17 protein-coding genes and 1 pseudogene are annotated in these 17,698 nt (G+C 66.1%); 6 read left to right on the top strand and 12 right to left on the bottom strand.

Going from position 1 to position 17,698, the window contains the following annotated elements; all coding sequences use genetic code 11:
- Nucleotides 1-2: 2 nt before the first annotated feature.
- The 3 genes from AC1DRP_RS07990 to AC1DRP_RS07980 all read right to left on the bottom strand — a co-directional run bounded on the left by AC1DRP_RS07990 (nt 3) and on the right by AC1DRP_RS07980 (nt 2,375).
- On the bottom strand, nt 3-701 hold the full coding sequence (locus AC1DRP_RS07990) for an ABC transporter permease (protein WP_441504660.1): 699 nt from the start codon (nt 699-701) through the stop codon (nt 3-5).
- A gap of 88 nt (nt 702-789) precedes the next feature.
- Nucleotides 790-1,587, bottom strand: a complete 798-nt coding sequence (locus AC1DRP_RS07985; RefSeq protein ID WP_441504661.1) for a transporter substrate-binding domain-containing protein — start codon at nt 1,585-1,587, stop codon at nt 790-792.
- A gap of 11 nt (nt 1,588-1,598) precedes the next feature.
- Nucleotides 1,599-2,375 (bottom strand): ABC transporter ATP-binding protein, encoded by a 777-nt coding sequence (locus AC1DRP_RS07980; RefSeq protein ID WP_441504662.1) that lies wholly within the window; start codon nt 2,373-2,375, stop codon nt 1,599-1,601.
- Between the two features lie 222 nt (nt 2,376-2,597).
- Between AC1DRP_RS07980 and pdxR the strand changes: the two genes are divergently transcribed.
- The 3 genes from pdxR (at nt 2,598) to AC1DRP_RS07965 (ending at nt 5,946) form a co-directional block, all read left to right on the top strand.
- Nucleotides 2,598-4,079 (top strand): MocR-like pyridoxine biosynthesis transcription factor PdxR, encoded by a 1,482-nt coding sequence (pdxR, locus tag AC1DRP_RS07975; RefSeq protein WP_476768252.1) that lies wholly within the window; start codon nt 2,598-2,600, stop codon nt 4,077-4,079.
- A gap of 70 nt (nt 4,080-4,149) precedes the next feature.
- Nucleotides 4,150-4,944 (top strand): 2-keto-4-pentenoate hydratase, encoded by a 795-nt coding sequence (locus AC1DRP_RS07970; RefSeq protein WP_441504664.1) that lies wholly within the window; start codon nt 4,150-4,152, stop codon nt 4,942-4,944.
- A 90-nt stretch (nt 4,945-5,034) separates the two neighbouring features.
- Nucleotides 5,035-5,946 (top strand): aminoglycoside phosphotransferase family protein, encoded by a 912-nt coding sequence (locus AC1DRP_RS07965; RefSeq protein WP_441504665.1) that lies wholly within the window; start codon nt 5,035-5,037, stop codon nt 5,944-5,946.
- Between the two features lie 41 nt (nt 5,947-5,987).
- On the opposite strand, the gene hpaR is transcribed toward AC1DRP_RS07965, so the two are convergent.
- The 9 genes from hpaR to AC1DRP_RS07920 all read right to left on the bottom strand — a co-directional run bounded on the left by hpaR (nt 5,988) and on the right by AC1DRP_RS07920 (nt 14,452).
- Nucleotides 5,988-6,527, bottom strand: a complete 540-nt coding sequence (gene hpaR, locus AC1DRP_RS07960; protein WP_441488563.1) for a homoprotocatechuate degradation operon regulator HpaR — start codon at nt 6,525-6,527, stop codon at nt 5,988-5,990.
- Nucleotides 6,528-6,591: 64 nt separating this feature from the next.
- Nucleotides 6,592-7,005: a hypothetical protein gene (locus AC1DRP_RS07955; RefSeq protein WP_476768251.1), complete on the bottom strand. Its 414-nt coding sequence runs from the start codon at nt 7,003-7,005 to the stop codon at nt 6,592-6,594.
- 20 nt (nt 7,006-7,025) lie between these two features.
- Complete coding sequence (locus AC1DRP_RS07950; RefSeq protein WP_441488565.1) at nt 7,026-8,186, bottom strand: pyridoxal-phosphate-dependent aminotransferase family protein; 1,161 nt, start codon at nt 8,184-8,186, stop codon at nt 7,026-7,028.
- A 48-nt stretch (nt 8,187-8,234) separates the two neighbouring features.
- Complete coding sequence (locus AC1DRP_RS07945; protein ID WP_441488566.1) at nt 8,235-8,972, bottom strand: amino acid ABC transporter ATP-binding protein; 738 nt, start codon at nt 8,970-8,972, stop codon at nt 8,235-8,237.
- A 20-nt stretch (nt 8,973-8,992) separates the two neighbouring features.
- Nucleotides 8,993-10,105, bottom strand: coding sequence for an amino acid ABC transporter permease (locus AC1DRP_RS07940; RefSeq protein WP_441488567.1), 1,113 nt, complete (start codon nt 10,103-10,105; stop codon nt 8,993-8,995).
- Nucleotides 10,102-11,286 carry an amino acid ABC transporter permease gene (locus AC1DRP_RS07935; protein WP_476768250.1) on the bottom strand — a complete coding sequence of 395 codons (1,185 nt, stop codon included), beginning with the start codon at nt 11,284-11,286 and terminating at the stop codon, nt 10,102-10,104. Before AC1DRP_RS07935 ends, AC1DRP_RS07940 begins: the two co-directional genes overlap by 4 nt.
- A gap of 65 nt (nt 11,287-11,351) precedes the next feature.
- The gene (locus AC1DRP_RS07930; protein ID WP_476768249.1) at nt 11,352-12,389 is read right to left on the bottom strand and encodes an amino acid ABC transporter substrate-binding protein; all 1,038 of its coding nucleotides are present in this window, start codon (nt 12,387-12,389) and stop codon (nt 11,352-11,354) included.
- 386 nt (nt 12,390-12,775) lie between these two features.
- Nucleotides 12,776-13,579, bottom strand: a complete 804-nt coding sequence (gene hpaH / locus AC1DRP_RS07925) for a 2-oxo-hept-4-ene-1,7-dioate hydratase (RefSeq protein WP_441488570.1) — start codon at nt 13,577-13,579, stop codon at nt 12,776-12,778.
- Between the two features lie 3 nt (nt 13,580-13,582).
- Nucleotides 13,583-14,452 (bottom strand): fumarylacetoacetate hydrolase family protein, encoded by an 870-nt coding sequence (locus tag AC1DRP_RS07920; protein ID WP_441504666.1) that lies wholly within the window; start codon nt 14,450-14,452, stop codon nt 13,583-13,585.
- Between the two features lie 493 nt (nt 14,453-14,945).
- Between AC1DRP_RS07920 and AC1DRP_RS07915 the strand changes: the two genes are divergently transcribed.
- The 3 genes and pseudogenes from AC1DRP_RS07915 (at nt 14,946) to AC1DRP_RS07905 (ending at nt 17,698) form a co-directional block, all read left to right on the top strand.
- Entirely contained in the window at nt 14,946-15,713 is a 768-nt protein-coding gene (locus AC1DRP_RS07915; RefSeq protein ID WP_476768248.1) for an IclR family transcriptional regulator, read from the top strand.
- 4 nt (nt 15,714-15,717) lie between these two features.
- Nucleotides 15,718-17,121 (top strand): annotated as a pseudogene (locus tag AC1DRP_RS07910) (hydantoinase/oxoprolinase family protein); the annotation flags it as partial.
- Nucleotides 17,122-17,131: 10 nt separating this feature from the next.
- Entirely contained in the window at nt 17,132-17,698 is a 567-nt protein-coding gene (locus AC1DRP_RS07905) for a hypothetical protein (RefSeq protein WP_476768247.1), read from the top strand.

Raw genomic sequence — 17,698 nt, 5'->3', positions numbered from 1 at the left:
GATCAGACCCTCCGCACGCCGCGGTTCGCGCGGGTCTCGAGACATTCGATGATGAGGGAATTGATGATGGTCAGCGTGAGATAGATGACCGCCGCGAGCAGGTAGAAATGGAACGGGCTGCGCGTCACCGAGGTGGCGAGATAGCTGACGCGCATCAACTCCTCGAGGCCGACGACCGAGATCAGCGAGGTGTTCTTGATCAGCGAGATCCAGATATTGCCGAGGCTCGGCAGGGCGTAGCGCCACATCAGCGGCATGCGGATATGGATGAACAGCGTCAGCGGCGACATGCCGAAGGCCTTCGCCGCCTCGATCTGACCCGGCGGGATGGCGAGAAAAGCGCCCCGGAAGATTTCGGCCGCATAGGCGCCGAAGACGAGGCTGAGCGCGAACACGCCGGCCGCCATCGCCGGGATCTCGACATAGACCTCCGGTCCCGCGATCCAGCGCAGCATCGCCGAGAGCGCAACCGTGCTGCCGAAATAGACCAGCAGGATGATGAGCAGTTCGGGCGTCCCGCGGACGCAGGTCGTGTAGAAATCACCCGCCGCGCGCAGGAACCGCGACGAGGAGAGCTTGGCGAGCGCAACCGCCAAGCCGATCGCGAGGCCCGCCAGCAGCGACAGGAACGCGACCTGGAGCGTGACCATCGTGCCCCAGAAGAGCTGCGTTCCCCAGCCCTGGAAGAGGTCTGCCGTCATGAATCGGTCCTGTCGGGGCGGAGGTCGCGCTGGGCCTTGTCAGCCGCGCGGGCGATGCCGGGCGGCGGCTAGCGCCGCCCGGAGAGCGTCACTGAGTCCAGACGCTGGGGAGCACCGTGAACTTCCAGTACTTCTGGTTGATCGCCTTGAAGGTCCCGTCGGCGAACATGCCCTTCAGCGCATTGTTGACCTTGTCGAGCAGTTCRGGCTCGTTTTTGCGCAGTCCGACGCCGACGCCGGGGCCGAAATATTTGATGTTCTCGAGTTCAGGGCCGATATACTTGAAGTTCTTGCCCTGGGCGTCCTCGAAGAAGCCCTCCATCTTGATCGGCCCGGCCATGATCAGGTCGACGCGGCCGGAGACGAGGTCGAGGAGCAGGGTCTCGTAGTTCTCGTAGCGCGAGATCTGCACGCCGGGGAACAGTTCGGTGAAATAGCGGTCATAGGTGCTGGAGCGGATCAGCCCGACGACCTTGCCGTCGAGGGCCTTGGGATTGGGCTGCCCCTCGGCGGTGACGGGCGCGAGCGTGGACGATTTCGGGCCAACGAACCGGCCGGTCGACGAGCGGTAGGGGATGCTGAAATCGATGCTCTTCTGGCGCGCTTCGGTGATCGAAAGGCTCGCGAGGATGAGATCGAATTTGCGCGCCGTCAGGGCCGGGAGCGCACCATCGAGCGACTGGCAGACGAATTTGAGGTCGAACCCTTCACGCTTGCCGATCTCACGGGCGATATCGACGTCAAAACCCGCCAGTTCGCCGCTGGCGGTGCGGTAGTTGAAGGGTGGATTGGTGCAGTCGGTGCCGATCTTCACCTCGCGGGCGAAGGCGGTGCCGGCCAGCAGCAGCGCTGCGCCCGACAGGAGGGCGAGAGCGGTCTTTCTCATGGTTCTTCTCCTCAAAGAACGCGCTGCAGAAAGCGCCTGCACCGTTCCGACATCGGGTTGCCGAAGATCTGATCGGGGCTGTTGCGCTCCTCGATCTTGCCCTCGTGAAGGAAGAGCACCTCGTTCGAGACCTCGCGGGCGAACGCCATTTCATGGGTCACGACGATCATGGTCCGCCCCTCCTCCGCGAGAACGCGCATGACGCGCAGCACCTCGCCGACGAGCTCGGGGTCGAGCGCCGAGGTCGGCTCGTCGAAGAGCAGCAGCTTGGGCTCCATCGCCAGGGCGCGGGCGATGGCGCAGCGCTGCTGCTGGCCGCCGGAAATATGAGCGGGGTAATGATAGCGCTTGTCGAACAGCCCGACCTTCGCCAGCAGCGCCTCGGCACGTTCGATCGCCTCGGCCTTCGCAACGCCCAGCACCTTGATCGGCGCGATCGTAACGTTCTCGAGCACGGTCAGGTGGCTCCACAGGTTGAAGCTCTGGAACACCATGCCCATCCGGCTGCGGATTCGGCTGATCTGCCTGGCGTTCAGCACCGGCGGGCGGTCTCCGCTGCGCTGGAGCTTGATCTCCTCGCCCTCGAAGGAGATCGTGCCGGATTCCGGGGTCTCCAGCAGATTGATGCAGCGCAGGAAGGTGCTTTTGCCCGAACCGCTGGCGCCGATCATGCAGATCACGTCCCGTTCGCGGGCCGCGAGGCTGACACCCTTGAGAACGGGAAAGTCGCCATAGCTCTTGTGGATGACGTCCGCGGTGAGGACGGTCTTCGCCTCCGGTCGAGACACGTGATCCTCCCCTTTGCATTGCTGGATCGGCTCTGTCCGACCTCGATTGGCAGGGACGGTATCGGCGGCTCCTGGCCGCCTCAAGTACCAATTTTTCCAAATGGTACAGACCAATTGCGCCGAGCCGCTTGACCCTGCCGCCTGCGGGCGGCTCAATCCGACCCGGTGAAGGGTGAGGTGGCGACGCGCACGCTTTCGGCCTCGCGAAGGGTGCAACAGGACATGAATTCGGCCTTCAACTATCCGTTCTGGAATGCGCTGGCGCTGGAGCGGGACGGGCCGGAACCGCTCTACGACCAGATCGCGGGGCAGCTCCGTGCGATGGTCGTGGCCGGCGCCATCCCCCGCGGAGCACGGCTGCCACCGCAGCGAAAGCTCTCGGACGAACTCGATGTCTCCCGCTCGACGATCGTGCTCGCCTATGCCCGCCTGAAGAACGAGGGCTATGCGCATGGCCGCACCGGCGCTGGGACCTATATCGAGACCGACCTGCCGGAGGATCTGCACCGCCGCCTGGACGCCCCGGCCCCAGCCGGGCCGCCGCGGCAGCCGCGCATCCTGGCAAGGCGTGGCAGCGCGCTGATGGGCCTGCCGCTCCCGAGCGAGCGTGAGCTCGGCTACGATCTCAGCCCCCTGCTCCCGGCGCTCGACGAATTGCCGTTCAGCGACATCCGCCGCAGCACCGCCGAATACTGGGGCTCTGAGCCCTGGCCCCAGTTCAGCTTCAGCGAGCGCCTCGGGCTCCCGGCCCTGCGTCAGCAGATCGCCAAATATCTCGGCGAATACGAGGGCGTGCCCTGCGCGGCCGAGCAGATCGCGGTCGTCGCCAGCACGACACAGGCCTTCATCCTTCTCGCCCAGCTGCTGCTCGACCCAGGCGACGGCGTCATCGTCGAGGATCCGGGCTATCCGACCCGGGTCGCCGCGCTCGTGGCGAATGGTGCCCGCGTCCTGCCGCATGCGGTCGATCATGACGGGCTCTGCGTCGATCGCTTCAGCGCGGAGACTGAGACCGCCCGGATGGTGATCGCCTCGCCGACCAATCAGTTTCCCTACGGCTCGACGATGCCGATGGCGCGCCGGCTTTCGMTGCTGGCCTGGGCCCGCGCACGGGACGCCTGGGTGATCGAGTATGATTACAGCAGCCCGATCGGCATCAACCGCCAGCCCCTGGCTTCCCTGCTGTCGCTCGATACCGACCAGCGCGTCATCTTCATCGGCAACATCAACCGGATCTTCTCCCCGTCGCTCGGCCTGACCTATCTGGTCCTGCCCCCCGATCTGGTCGAGCTGTTCTACCGGGCCAAGCTGGTCTTCTCCTGCTATCTGCCGCCGCCGCTGCAGCAGATGGTGGCCGATATCATGGGCCGGGGCGTGCTGGCCCGGCATGTCAGGCGGATGCGGCTTCTGTATCGCGAGCGGGCGGCCATCCTCGTCGGAGCCCTGCGTGAGGCGCTCAGCGATCGGCTGGTCATTCCCGAGGTGACGGCGGGGTTGCATCTGACCGCCCATGCGCGCGGCCCGCTCGACGACCGCGCGGTCACCGATGCCGCCCGGCAGCGCGGCATCGATGTGCCGGCCCTGTCCCGCTACCGGCTGCAGAGCCAGGAGGCGACGGGGTTCATCTTCGGCTTCGGCAATACCGCGCCCGAGCGCATTCCGCCGGCGGTGCGGCGCTTTGCCGAGATCGTGGCGGCGACCTAGCGTGGCCGTGGCGAAGAATTTGAAATTTGACGCCGGGGCTCGAAGAAGCACCGGCCTGGGGGAGAACGAGATGATCGATGAGAATGGATTGGCGCAGCGCTTGATGCGCGAGCACGAGGAACAGGTGCGCTTCCGCCCGTTCGCGGCGGCGAGCGGCATCGCTTCGCTCGAGGACGCCTACAGGGTGCAGGACCGCTATGTCTCGCTGCTGCAAACCCGGTTCGGTGACGGGATCGGCTACAAGATCGGCCTGACCTCGCAGCGCATGCAGACGATGTGCGGCATCGACCAGCCGATCGCCGGGGTCGTCCTGGCCGACCGGCTGCACCATTCCGGCGCGAAGGTCGCAATCTCCGGCTATGGGCGGATCGGTCTCGAATTCGAGATCGCCGTGCGCCTAGCGAACGATCTTCCCGTCGGCGGCCCCGCCTTCACGCCCGAAACCGTCGCTGCCCATGTCGGCGGCGTCTGCGCCGCAATCGAGATCGTCGACGACCGCGCCGCCGACTATGCCGAGCTCGACGTGCTCTCGCTCGTCGCCGACAATTCCTGGAACGGCGGCATCGTCCTCTCCGAATTCCGCAGCGCGTGGCCCGCGCTGGATGCGGTCACCGGCGTGGTCCACCGCAATGGCGTCGAGATCGACCGCGGCCACGGACGGGACGTGCTCGGCCACCCCTTCTCGCCCCTGGCCTGGCTGGCGAATGCGCTGGCGGCCAAGGGCCGGACGCTACGTGCCGGCGATGTGGTCATGACCGGCAGCCTGGTCACCACCCGCTTTCCGACCGAGACGGAAACCTACACTTTCGCGTTGGACGGCATCGGAGCCGTCGAACTCACTGTCGAAGCCGGCAAACCTGGCTGAAACAGGTTTGCTCCCGCCCCCTCTCCTTGCAGGCGTTTGTACCGTCGTGGCTGACTGGAAAGCCCCCGGTGCAGACTGTAAGCAAGAGCCATGGCGCAGCAGGACCATGATCTCTGTGTCCCGATCGATGCCGGACTTGTTCGACGATTGATCGCCGCACAATTCCCCGCATGGGCTGACCTGCCCATCGAGCCAATCGAGCCGGGCGGCTGGGACAATCGTACCTTTCGTCTGGGCGATCAGATGTCGGTCCGCCTGCCGAGTGCGGCTGCCTATGCGCCTCAGGTCGAAAAGGAGCGCCGCTGGCTGCCAAAGCTGGCGCCTCACCTCCCATTGCCGATCCCCGCGCCACTTGCCCTGGGCGCTCCAGCGGAGGCCTACCCGTGGCCATGGTCCGTCTATCGCTGGCTTGACGGCGAGCCAGCCGCGACCAACCCGATTGCCGATCTCACGCAGTTCGCCCGCTCGCTTGCCGGGTTTCTCGGCGCCCTTCAGCGCATCGACGCGACTGGCGGGCCGGCGGCGGGGCAACATAATTTTCATCGGGGTGGCAGGCTGGCGGTCTATGATGCAGAAGCCCGGGCTGCGCTTGCAGCGCTTGGGTGCCGCACCGACATCGCTGCGGCCGAGAGCGTATGGGCCGCCGCGCTCGGTTCGCAGTGGCGCGGCCCGCCTGTCTGGGTCCATGGCGATATTGCCCTTGGCAACCTGCTCATCAGGAATGGCAAGCTCTTTGCCGTGATCGACTTCGGGAGTTCGGGGGTCGGCGACCCTGCCTGCGACCTCGCGATCGCGTGGACGGAGTTTACCGGAGCGAGCCGCGACATGTTCCGTGCCGCGCTTTCCCTCGACGACGACACCTGGGCCCGCGCCCGCGGCTGGGCCCTGTGGAAGGCGCTGATCACGGTTGCCGGCCACGATCGCAACCAGCGCGATGCGGACAAATCATGGCAGGTGATCGAGCGCGTATTGGCGGACCACCGGCAGTTCGACGGCAAATAGGTGAACCCGAACATCCCCGCCGGGAGCGCGCCTCTCCGGGCTTATCCCGGCCGGCGGTTTGATCCATGGGATCCGCCGCTGTCCAGGCCATCCAGGCAATCTTCGAGCTGCCGAAGCAGGCTTTGCAATTCGGCAAGACGCTCGCTGCCGTAACGTCCCGTGATCTCGCGATAGATCGCCTCGGACTCGACGCCGGCCCGCTCGATCAGCTCAAGACCCAGCGGCGAGATCGAGACGAGCCCCCGGCGCAGATCGGCCTGCGAGGTGCGCCGCAGGATGAGGCCGCGTTCGTCGAGGTCCTTCAGGATGCGCGAAAGACTGGGCGCGAGCAGGAACGTGTCCTCCGCCAGCGCCGTCACCTCGATCGTGTTCACGGCCGTCAGGGCGCGCAGAACGCGCCACTGCTGCTCCGTCATGCCGAAATGCCGAAGGCTGGCACGGAAATGGCGCATCACCGCTTCCCGGGCCCGCAGCAGGGACATCGGCAGGGATTTGGAGAAATGGCGCAGGCGCACGCGCGCTGCCGGCTGCCCGGTTTCGGCAGGCAGGTCCAGGCCCTCGGCTGGCGTCCGGTCGCTCATCAATCCCCCCGCTGCCAGGAATGGCCTGGCCAGCCCCATTTTCCGGCCTGCCGAGTCGCCCTTTTCAGGCCGACATCTTCTCTGGAATACCGCGCTGCTTCAAATACTCGCGGTAATTGCTCGTCTTGAAATTGACCGTCTCATCGGCCTCTTCCATCTGCACGGAAATGCCGAGGGGCCGCGACGCGCTGACCGKGGCGAGCAGCGCCTTCACCGCCTCGAACACCCGGCTGCCCGCCGTCTTGCGGTCGGCCTCGGAGCGCCCGGCCGCGATCCGCAGCAGGACATGCACGAACGCGTTATCGGGGTGACCGTCGACGATGAGATAGTTCGCGACGGGCACGCCGCGCGTGCGCGCCCCGGCGAAGGGGAAGATGCTGCCGTCGCCGATCAGGGCATCCTGCACGGTCTTCAGCAGCGCGGGCACGTCGACGCTGGCTTCGAGATTGGTCGAATACTCGACCCAGATATGAGGCATGGATACGATCCGTTGCTGGATTAGCGGAGGGCGGCAGCGGCGGCAGTGATGCCGGCACCGACTGAGGGGACGGGGTGACCGAGCGCAACAAGCGTGCGTTCGAGAAAATGCAGGTCGGTCAGGATATCGGCTTCGCTGATCTGGCCCATCGTGCCGATGCGGATGACCCTGCCGCTCAGCCGGTTGCGCGCACCGGCGATCATCGTGTTGTAGGTCTCGTTGAGGTGCTTGACGATCGCCCCGCCCGTCAGGGGCTCGGGCACCGACGCGACGACAACGGTCTGGGAGGCCACGGCAGGATCACCGAAAGCCGGCAGGCCAAGCGCGACACAGCCGGCGCGGAGCGCGCCCGAGAGCCGCTCGTGCCGCGCGAAGACCTGCGGCAGCCCCTCCTCGTGAATCATCTTCAGCGCCTCGTGCAGGCCAAAGAGCAACGAGACCGGGCAGGTGAAGGCGGTCTCCTGGTTGTCGACGACGGCCAGCGCCTTGCGCATGTCCCAGTAGAAGCGCGGGCAGCGGTCGGTGCGCTCGATGACCTTGCGGGCCTTGTCGCTGACGCTGGCGAGGCCGAGGCCGGGCGGGCACATCAGCGCCTTCTGCGAGCCGGTGACGACGATGTCGACGCCCCACTCGTCCTGGCGCAGCTCCATGCCGCCGAGCCCGCTGATCGAGTCGACGAGGAACAGCGTCTCGCGCTCGCGCAGGAGCGCGCCGATGCCGGCAAGATCGGTCACCGCACCGGTCGAGCTCTCGTTATGGACAGCGATCACGGCGCGGTACTCGGCCTTGTCGAGCTCGGCGGCGACCCGCGCCGGGGTCGGCGCATGCCCCCATTCGCTCTCGATGACGTCGACCTGCGCGCCCAGTGCCCGCGCGATCTGGGCATAGCGCTCGCTGAACTGGCCGTGGACCAGCGCCAGCACTTTCTCGCCGGGAGCGAGAATATTGACGAGGCTCGCCTCCATCACGCCGGTTCCGGAGCTGCCGAAGACCAGCACCGGCGCCTGCGTGCCGAAGAGCGGCTTGATCAGGCGCTGGATCTCGCCCAGCACGACACGCATCTGCGCGCCGCGATGGTTGACGATCGGCAGCGCGGTGGCACTGCGCACGCGCTCGGGGATCGAGATCGGCCCGGGGATGCGCAGGCGATAGGGATAAGCGGCGGAAGGCGTCGTGCTCACGGGGTTCAGGCTCCGGACTGGAATGATGGCTGCGGCTGGGCCGGCCGGTTAGTGAATGACCTGCTGGATGAACTGGCGGGCGCGCTCGGTTCGCGGCGCAGAGAAGAAGGCGTCCGGCGTCCCGACTTCGGCGATGGCGCCGTTATCCATGAAGACGACCCGGTCAGCCACGGCGCGCGCAAAACCCATTTCATGGGTGACGCAGATCATCGTCATGCCGGTGCCGGCGAGCTCGATCATCACGTCCAGGACCTCCTTGACCATCTCGGGATCGAGTGCGGAAGTCGGCTCGTCGAAGAGCATGACGTCCGGTTCCATGGCGAGCGCCCGGGCGATAGCGACGCGCTGCTGCTGGCCGCCCGAGAGCTGGTTCGGGAACTTGCGGGCCTGCTGGCCGATATGGACGCGTTCGAGCAGCTCCATGGCCTGGGCTTCCGCCGCGGCGCGCGGCAGGCGCCTGAGCTTGATCGGGCCGAGCGTCAGGTTGTCGAGGATCGACAGATGCGGGAACAGGTTGAACGACTGGAAGACCATGCCGACGCGCTGCCGGATCTTCTCGATATTGTCGTCGCCCTGAGACACGGTCTCGCCGCCGACCGTGATCCTGCCACCCTCATAGTGCTCGAGGCCGTTGATGCAGCGGATCATCGTCGACTTGCCCGAGCCCGACGGGCCGCAGACCACGATGCGTTCGCCCTGCTTCACCGCAAGGTCGATGCCGCGCAGGACGTGGAACTGCGAGAACCATTTATCGACGTTCTCGAGCCGGATGATGGGATTTTCCATGATTGCAATACCCGATGCGGTCAGGCCCGGTCGGCCCGTGCGAAGCCGCCCTCGATGGCGCGGCTGTAGCAGGACAGCCCAAAGCTCATGAGCCAGAAGACCAGCCCGACGACGAAGTAACCCTCGGCCTGCGAGCCGACCCAGAGCGGGTCCGCGACGCCGGCGGAGACGATGTTGAGCAGGTCGAACAATCCGACGACCATCACCAGCGTCGTGTTCTTGAGCAGCGAGATGGTGGTGTTGACGATGCCGGGCACGACCTTCCGGATCGCCTGGGGCAGGATGATGTAGAGCATCGTGCGCCAGTAGCCGAAGCCGAGCGCCATGGCCGCCTCGTACTGCCCCTTCGGCAGCGCCTGCAGGCCTCCGCGCACCACCTCGGCCATGTAGGCAGCCTCGTAGAAGATGATGCCGACCACGGCGAGCGCGAGCGGATCAGGCTTCATGCCGGAAGGCAGGAAGAAGGGCAGCATCACGATGGCCATGAACAGCACCGTGATGAAGGGCACGCCGCGGCAGAATTCGATGAAGCCGATGCAGAACCAGCGGACCAGCGGCATCTGGCTGCGCCGCCCGAGCGCGAAGAGCGCGCCGAAGGGCAAGGAGAAGCTGATGCCGGAGACGGCAAGGATCAGCGTGAGCAGGAGCCCGCCCCATTTGTCGCTGGGCACCACCGGCAACCCGGCGACCCCGCCATGCAGCAGGACGAAGGTGACGACCGGCAGGACCACCATCATGAACAGGCCGGCATAGCCCTTCCCCGGAATGCGGGGCACCATCAGCCAGGTCAGCCCGGCGATCAGCAGGGCAAAGACGGTATCCGGGCGCCAACGTTCCAGCGGAGGGTAGAAGCCGTAGATGAACTGCGAGGCCTTGGCTGCAACGAAGCCCCAGCAGGCACCGCCCGGCACGCAATCGGCCCGGCTTGCAGCGGTCCAGGTCGCCTTGAACAGCGCCCAGGGCAGGATGGTCCAGGCGATCGCCCCGAGGATGAGGGCGACCGCGAGCGACAGCAACGCGTCGCGCCAGGAGGCGAAGATGCGCCGGCGCAGCCAGAGCGCGATCCGGGCCGGCGCACCGGCATGGGCGGCCGGGCGGCGCGGCGTATCGGAGATGAGGGCGGCTTCGGTCACCGTTCGACGATCCTGGTCATGTGGTTGAACAGGTTGATCAGCGCGCCGATCAGCAGGCTGATCGCGATATAGACGGCCATGGTCATGCCGACGATCTCGATGGCGCGGCCGGTCTGGTTGATGCTGATGCCGGTGAAGACGCCGACGAGATCGGGATAGCCGATCGCCACCGCGAGCGAGGAGCCCTTGAGGATATTGAGATACTGGTTCGACAGGGGCGGCAGCAGGACGCGCACCGCCTGCGGGATCACGATGAAGCGCAAGGTCCACCACCAGCCGAAGCCGAGCGCGGCCGCGGCTTCGCGCTGGCCCTTGCTCACGGACTCGATGCTGGCGCGTACCAGCTCGCCGATGAAGGCAGCGTTGTAGATCGCCATGGCGAAGACGAGTGCCGTCAGCTCCGGCACCAGGGCCCAGCCGCCGATGAAATTGAACCCTTTGAGCTGCGGCACGGAGACCGAGACCTGCGTGCCTGTCAGCGCGACAGTGAGGACCGGCAGGAGCACGAGCACCGCCAGCGACGGCAACCAGGCGTTCACCGAACGCCCCGTGCGCTCGGCATAGGAGGTCAGGCTGCGGAACAGGGCGAGCGCCGCAACGACTGCAATGAGGATGGCGATGACCAGGAGCCCCGGGCGATCGCTTGTCAGCGCCGGCAGGAAGACGCCGCGGTTCGAGAGATAGACCATGTCGCCGATACCGACGGCGACGCGCGGAGCGGGAAAGGCCCGGAGCGCGACATTGTACCAGATCAGGATATGGAGGAGCTGCGGCAGGTTGCGGACGAGCTCGACATAGATGCGAGCGGCGCGCGACACGGCCCAGTTGCCGGAGAGCTGCGCGATGCCGATGGCGAAGCCCAGGATCGTCGAGAGCACGATGGCGATCGCCGTCACCAGCAGCGTGTTGGTGATGCCAACGAGGAAGACCCGCCAGTAATTGTCGCTCGACGTATACGGGATCAGGTGGAACGCGATCTCGAAGCCCGCCTCCTGCCACAGGAAGTCGAACCCGAGCTTGAGGCCGCGGGCCGCGAGATTGTCGTAGAGGTTGCCGATGGCGACATGGGCCACCCAGGCCAGCGCGACCACGAGCAGCGCCTGGAAGACCCAGCCCATGACGCGGCGGCGTCCCGGCAGCGCAGTACGCTGAGATGATCGAACGGCAGGTGTGGTGGTCATTGTCCGGCTTGTCTGCGTGTGGGGAGATCGAGGCCGGCGGCTGGCGCCGGCCTCGCGCCTTTCGCTCAGCGGAGCAGCGGCGACGACATCAGGCCCTTGTTGTTCCAAAGGTTGTTGAGGCCGCGCTCGAGCTTGATCGGGCTCTTGTTGCCGAGATTGCGCTCGAACATCTCGCCGTAATTGCCGACGGCCTTGATCGCGTTGAGCGCCCAGTYATTGCCGAGCCCGAGCTTGACGCCGAAATCACCGGTCACGCCGAGCAGGCGCTGGACCTCCGGCGAGGTCGAACTCGCCTTCAGCTTCTCGACATTGGCCTGGGTGATCTCCAGCTCCTCGGCGGCGATCAGCGCATTGAGCGTCCAGCCGACGATATCCCGGAAGCGGCTATCGTCCTTGCGCACGACCGGGCCGATCGGCTCCATCGAGATCAACTCGGGCAGCACGACCCAGTCATCCGGCTTGCCGAGCTTCGACACGGCTCCGGCCAGGGCGCTCAGAACATTCGCATAGACGTCGCAACGCCCGGTTTCGAGGTTCTTCTCGTTCTGGTCGCGCGAATTGGCGGCGACCGGGGTGAACTTCAGGCCGTTCTTGCGGAAATAGTCGGCGAGGTTCAGCTCGTAATTGGAACCAGCGGAGACGCAGATCGACGCGCCATCGAGCTCCTTGGCGCTTTTGACGCCGAGCGACTTCTTCGCCAGGAAGCCCTGGCTGTCATAGAGATAGGCGCCGGGCCAGGCGACGTTCAGCTCGATATCGCGAACAAAGGTATGCGTGGCGGTGCGCGCCAGCAGATCGATGCCGCCCGACTGGAGCGTGGCGAACGCCGTCTTGATCTCGAGCGGCACGAACTTGATCTTCTCGGCATCGCCCAGCACGGCGGCGGCGACGGCACGGCAGAAATCGACCTCGAAGCCATTCCATTTCGCTGCGCTGTCGAGCGTGCTMATGCCGGTCTGCACGCCGCTGGACACGCCGCAATTGAGCAGCCCGCGCGCCTTGATCGTCTTCTGCGTGTCGCCGCTCTGGGCCGAAGCCACTGTCACGGCAGCCAGCATGCAGCCGGCAGCGAGGGTCCATTTGTTGCGCAGATATCCGAGCATTCCAATTCTCCCAGCAATTCCTACGGAGCGGTCATCGCGATCGGGGCCGCTCCGAAAACCGGGCCCCGATCTCACATAACAAGTTAATTATCAAGTTAATTATATCGGAGCGGGGAGCCGAAGAGATTGCATTCCCATTCCGATTTGATCTGGTTTGTCAGATGCTTGACTACGCGCCGGGGCTGCCGTCGCCATGACCGGGGCTGCATGGAGAGCCGACGGCTCCCCTGCCGAACGCATGCGGTGCGGCGCCCCCGCCAGCACTCCACCACTGGAGCCGAACGCCGCAAGCCGGCGCCGGCGCGACACGGCGCCGCGGGGGCCGTGGCCGCCCTCCGGGGACGCCGCCCCTTGCCCTTAGGGCAGAGGGAGCGACAGGCGTCTGCCTATTCGAAGAAGCAGCTGACGCTGCCCAGCGGGCCGTAATCGCCGGTGATGGTGTCGCCATGCCGCGCTTCCACCGGGCGAATGAAGGAGCCCGCCAGGACGATCTGGCCGGCCTCGATATGGTCGCCATAGGCGGCGAGCCGGTTCGCAAGCCAGGCGACGCCACGGGCGGGATGGTTCAGCACGCCAGCTCCGAGCCCTGTCTCCTCGACCTGGCCGTTGCGCGAGACGATGGCGCCGACCCAGCGAAGATCGACCTGGTCCGGCCGCATGGCACGGCCCCCGACGACGATGCCGGCATTGGCGGCATTGTCGGCGATCGTGTCGACGATAGTGCGGGCCTTCCCGCTCTGCGGATCGACGCGCAGAATGCGGGTATCGAGGATCTCGAGCGCCGGAGTGATGTAGTCGGTGGCATTGAGCACGTCGAAGATCCCGATATTGGGGCCCTTCAGCGGCGCCTTCATCACGAAGGCGATCTCGGCCTCGATCCGCGGCTGGATGAAGCGGTCCTTCGGCACGCTGTCGCCATCGGCGAACATCATGTCGTCGAACAGCACGCCTGAATCCGGGATGTCGATATTCAGCGCGTATTGCATCGCCTTGGAGGTCAGGCCGATCTTCCAGCCGATCACCTTTCGACCGGCGGCGATCTTGTGCTTCACCCAGGCGCCCTGGATGGAATAAGCGTCATCCATCGTCATCTGAGGATGCCTGAGCGACATCAGCCCCGTCTGGCGGCGCGTCCGTTCGGCCTCGTCGAGGCTCAGCGCCGCGGCGGCGATTTCATTGGCGTTCAGCATCGATCAGGCCTCGTCGGCAATGGTGTTGCGGAGAAGGCCGATCCCCTCGGCCTCGACCTCGACGACGTCACCGGGCTTCAGCCAGACCGGCGGCTCCAGGCGAGCCCCTGCCCCGGTCGGCGTGCCGGTGACGAGGATGTCGCCCGGCACGAGCGTGGTGAAGGTCGAGATGTAGCTGATGATCCGGCGGAAGGAGAAGACCATCCGGCTGGTCCGGTCCTCCTGGCGCAGCTCGCCGTTGACGCGGGTCGTCAGCGCGATATCGGCGATCTGCGCCTCATCGCTGAAGGGAACGAGCCATGGCCCGATGGAGCCCGAGCGGTCGAAATTCTTGCCCTGCGTGACGTTGAACTTGGCGTGCCGAACCCAGTCCCGGATCGTCCCCTCATTGCAAAGCGACAGGGCCGCGACATGGTTCAGCGCGTCGCGCTCGGCGATGCGGCGCCCCGCTTTGCCGATGACGATGACGATCTCGCCCTCATAATCGAGCTGCACGCTCTCGGGCGGGCGGATCAGCGGCTGGTCATGACCGGTGAAGGAGCGGGGAAAGCGCGGGAACAGGGAGGGATTGGCCGGGGCGGCCTGGCCATCCTTGTATTCGGCGTTGCGGTCGGGAAAATTGACGCCCACGCAGATGATCTTTTCGGGCGCGGCAATCGGAAGCTCGTAGCGGATCGCCTGGAACGGCAGATCCGGAGACAGCCCCGCCGCCGCGTCGGCAAGCTTCGCAAAGGCGCCCTCGGCTACCACCTCCTTCAGGCTCGGCCACCGAGCCGAGAAGCGGCTGGACAGGTCAATGACGCCCCCTTCCACGGCCAGGCCGTATCCGGCGCGGTTTTCAGCGGAGAAGCTGACGAATCTGGGGGCAAGCATGAATCCGGTCCTTCTGTCGCCTCGTGCCTTTGGCCGAGATCGACGTCTTCGAGAGTTGATTGCCAGGGGGATGGCGACGCGGCGGGCTGGCTTCAGCAACGGCGCAGGACCACACCGCCACGCAGGATTTATGATTATCATGTTAATTAGATAGCATGACCCGATCAAGAGGCGATCCGGCCTTATCCCCTACCCTGCCCTGACGTCCTGAGGTCGCGGCGGACATGTCGGGAAACCGCGCAGCGAAACCTGCGGTTCCGCATCGGCGCGCCATCGCTACGTGATCGATAGACGAGCAGTGGGACCACCGGTGCCCGCCCTTCACATCTGGGGAAGGCCGCCGTGACCGTTGGCGCCCATGCCGACGTCCCGTCAGCATTCCAGCCATCTCGGCGATCCGACTGACGCTTGACAGCCCGCTCGATCAAACCATAGCATATCAAATAACAAAATGATGTTTCATTATATGAAATGAAACACAGAGGGACGCTCCTTGACGCTCGATACCGACAAAGCCTCCGCCAAAGCTGTGCCTGCCGGCACAAGCACGCTCGACCTCGCCCTGCAGGCAGTCGAGTATCTGGTCCTGCAGAGCCGCCCCGTCGCACTGGCGCAGATTGCCGAGGCGCTCTCCTCCTCCAAGGCCACCATCTACCGGCATCTGGTGACGCTTCAGCGCCACGRCTTCGTCCGGGCCGGCATCAAGCTGATGGTCCTCGGCGAGGCGCTGCGACAGCGCTTCGATATCGTCTCGGCAGCACGCGAGGAGTTGATGACGCTCCGCGACCGCTCCGGCCAGGCCGTGACGCTTTGCGACGTGATCGATGAGGAATTGATCGTCCTCGAGCTGATCCAGGGCCGCACGATGATCGAATTCGCGATGCGGCCGGGCACGCGGCTCGCCTTCCACGCCAGCGCGCATGGCAAGATCTGGCTCGCCTTCGGCTCGCCGGAACGCAGTCGCACCGTTGCAGCCGGCGAGTTGAAGGCGTGGACGCCGAGCACGATCGTCTCCGGTGAGGCGCTTCTGGCGGAAATCGCACGCGTCCGCGAGTGCGGCTGGGCCACTGCGCCCGACCAGGTGATCACCGGCGTCAACACGCTGGCCGCCCCGGTCTTCGACCACCGCAAGGCGCTGGTCGGCTCGATCGCCATCGTCGGCTCCACGCAATTCATCGCGCCAGAACCCGATCCCGAACAGATCCGCGAAGTCGTCGGCGCAGCCGCACGCATCTCGCGCGGATTGACCTGGAAAGACTGAGATCATGACCTATTCCTTGGCCGTCGATATCGGCGGCACCTTCACGGACATCGTCCTGCGCGACTCCCGCGGCAGCCTCAGCGTCGACAAGACACTGACCACCCACCACGACCTGCTGGAGGGCTTCTTCCGGGGTGTCGATTCCGTGCTGGGCAAGGCCGGCATCGCGGCCGGCGCGATCGATGGTGTCGTGGTCCACGCCACCACGGTCGTCACCAACGCGCTGATCGAGCGCAAGGGGCTGCCGACGGCGCTCGTCRTCACGGAGGGCTTCCGCGACGTGCTCTCGATCCGCAACGAGCACCGCTATGACATGTACGATCCGCAGATCGAGTTCCCCGAGCCGCTGGTGACGCGCGAGCTGACCTTCGGCATCAAGGAGCGGGTCCTGGCAGACGGCACCCTCGCGCTTGCTCCGGCAGCCGAGGACATTACCGAACTCGCAGCCGAGATCCGCGCCTCCGGTGCTCGCGCCATCGCGATCTGCTTCCTCAACAGTTTCGCCAATCCTGAAAACGAGGTCGCGGTCGCGGCTGCCCTCTCTCGCGAACTCAACGACGTGTTCATCTGCACCTCGGCCGAGGTCGCGCCGCAGATCCGCGAATACCAGCGCGCCTCGACGGCGACGGTGAATGCCTACGCCATGCCGATCTCGCAGCCCTATCTCAAGCGGCTGAGCGACCGGCTGCGCGTCGAGGGTTTCGCCAACACGCCGCTGATCATGCTGTCCTCGGGCGGCGTCGTCGGCGCCGAGACAGCGGGCAAAAATCCCGTGCGCATGATCGAGAGCGGTCCGGCAGCCGGCGCCCTTGCTGCCTGCCACTATGCGGAGCTGCTCGGTATCGATCGACTGATGTCGTTCGACATGGGCGGCACCACGGCCAAGGCCTGCCTGATCGAGAACCGTACGCCGCTGATCACCGGGCTGTTCGAGGTCGACCGGCGCTACCGCTTCCGGGAAGGCAGCGGCCTGCCCGTCACGGTGCCTTCGATCGACCTGATCGAGATCGGCGCCGGCGGCGGCAGCATCGCCCATGTCGACGATCTCGGCCTGCTCAAGGTCGGGCCCGAAAGCGCGGGCTCCAATCCGGGACCTGCCTGCTACGGCCGCGGCGGCAAGAACGCGACCGTCACCGATGCAGATCTCGTGCTCGGCCTGATCGATGCCGAGAACTTCCTCGGCGGCGACATGTCGCTCGACAAGGCAGCCTGCGACGCCGCGATGGCGCGGCTCGGCGATGCGCTCGGCCTCAACGCCGTCCAGGCGGCGCGCGGCATCTACCGCATCGTCACGGAGGCCATGGCCTCGGCGGCGCGGACCCACGCCACCGATCGCGGCGTCGATTATCGCGGCCTGCCGCTCTTCGCCTTCGGGGGGGCCGGTCCGTTGCACGCCTGCGGCGTCGCGGACCTATCTGGTGCGCAGCGACCTGACGCGGGTCGACCATCTCGACTGGGGCCGCGTCGATCGTGTGCTCGGCGAGCTCGAGAGCGAGGGGCTGACGGCGCTCGGCGTATCCGGTTGCGCGGCGTCCGACGTCACGATCCTCATCGGCGCGGACATGCGCTATGTCGGCCAGCAGCACGAGGTCACGATCATCTTCGAGACCGACCCGCGCAAGAGCCGTGACAGCGCAGCGCTGACGGCACAGTTCGAGGCGGCCTATCGCACCCTCTACGGCGTCAACCCCTCGCATGTCCCGATCGAACTCGTGACCTGGCGCGTCGTGGCACGCGGTCCCCTGCCGCATTTCGACAGCCAGGCCCGGCCCCAGAACACAGCCGGTGCACCCAAGCGTCATCGTCCGGTCCATGCCTGGGAAGACGGTCAGTCGGTGCCGGTCTACGAGCGCTCCGCCCTCGCCACCGGCCAGACCATCGCCGGCCCCGCCATCATCGAGGAGCGCGAGACCACGACCGCGCTGCCCCCGGGCTGGAGCGCGACGATCGACGCGCTCGGCTGCATCGTCGCCACGAAAGGCTGA

The organism is Allobosea sp. 01N443 (genome assembly GCF_056399325.1).
This window is presented reverse-complemented; position numbering and strand designations above follow the sequence as displayed.

Excerpts from the sequence above, each read along its gene's own strand:
- AC1DRP_RS07990 (WP_441504660.1), bottom strand. The coding sequence starts at position 701 with ATGACGGCAGACCTCTTCCAGGGCTGGGGAACGCAGCTCTTCTGGGGC.
- AC1DRP_RS07970 (WP_441504664.1), top strand. The coding sequence starts at position 4,150 with ATGATCGATGAGAATGGATTGGCGCAGCGCTTGATGCGCGAGCACGAG.
- AC1DRP_RS07965 (WP_441504665.1), top strand. The coding sequence starts at position 5,035 with ATGGCGCAGCAGGACCATGATCTCTGTGTCCCGATCGATGCCGGACTT.
- hpaR (WP_441488563.1), bottom strand. The coding sequence starts at position 6,527 with ATGAGCGACCGGACGCCAGCCGAGGGCCTGGACCTGCCTGCCGAAACC.
- AC1DRP_RS07945 (WP_441488566.1), bottom strand. The coding sequence starts at position 8,972 with ATGGAAAATCCCATCATCCGGCTCGAGAACGTCGATAAATGGTTCTCG.
- AC1DRP_RS07935 (WP_476768250.1), bottom strand. The coding sequence starts at position 11,286 with ATGACCACCACACCTGCCGTTCGATCATCTCAGCGTACTGCGCTGCCG.
- hpaH (WP_441488570.1), bottom strand. The coding sequence starts at position 13,579 with ATGCTGAACGCCAATGAAATCGCCGCCGCGGCGCTGAGCCTCGACGAG.
- AC1DRP_RS07920 (WP_441504666.1), bottom strand. The coding sequence starts at position 14,452 with ATGCTTGCCCCCAGATTCGTCAGCTTCTCCGCTGAAAACCGCGCCGGA.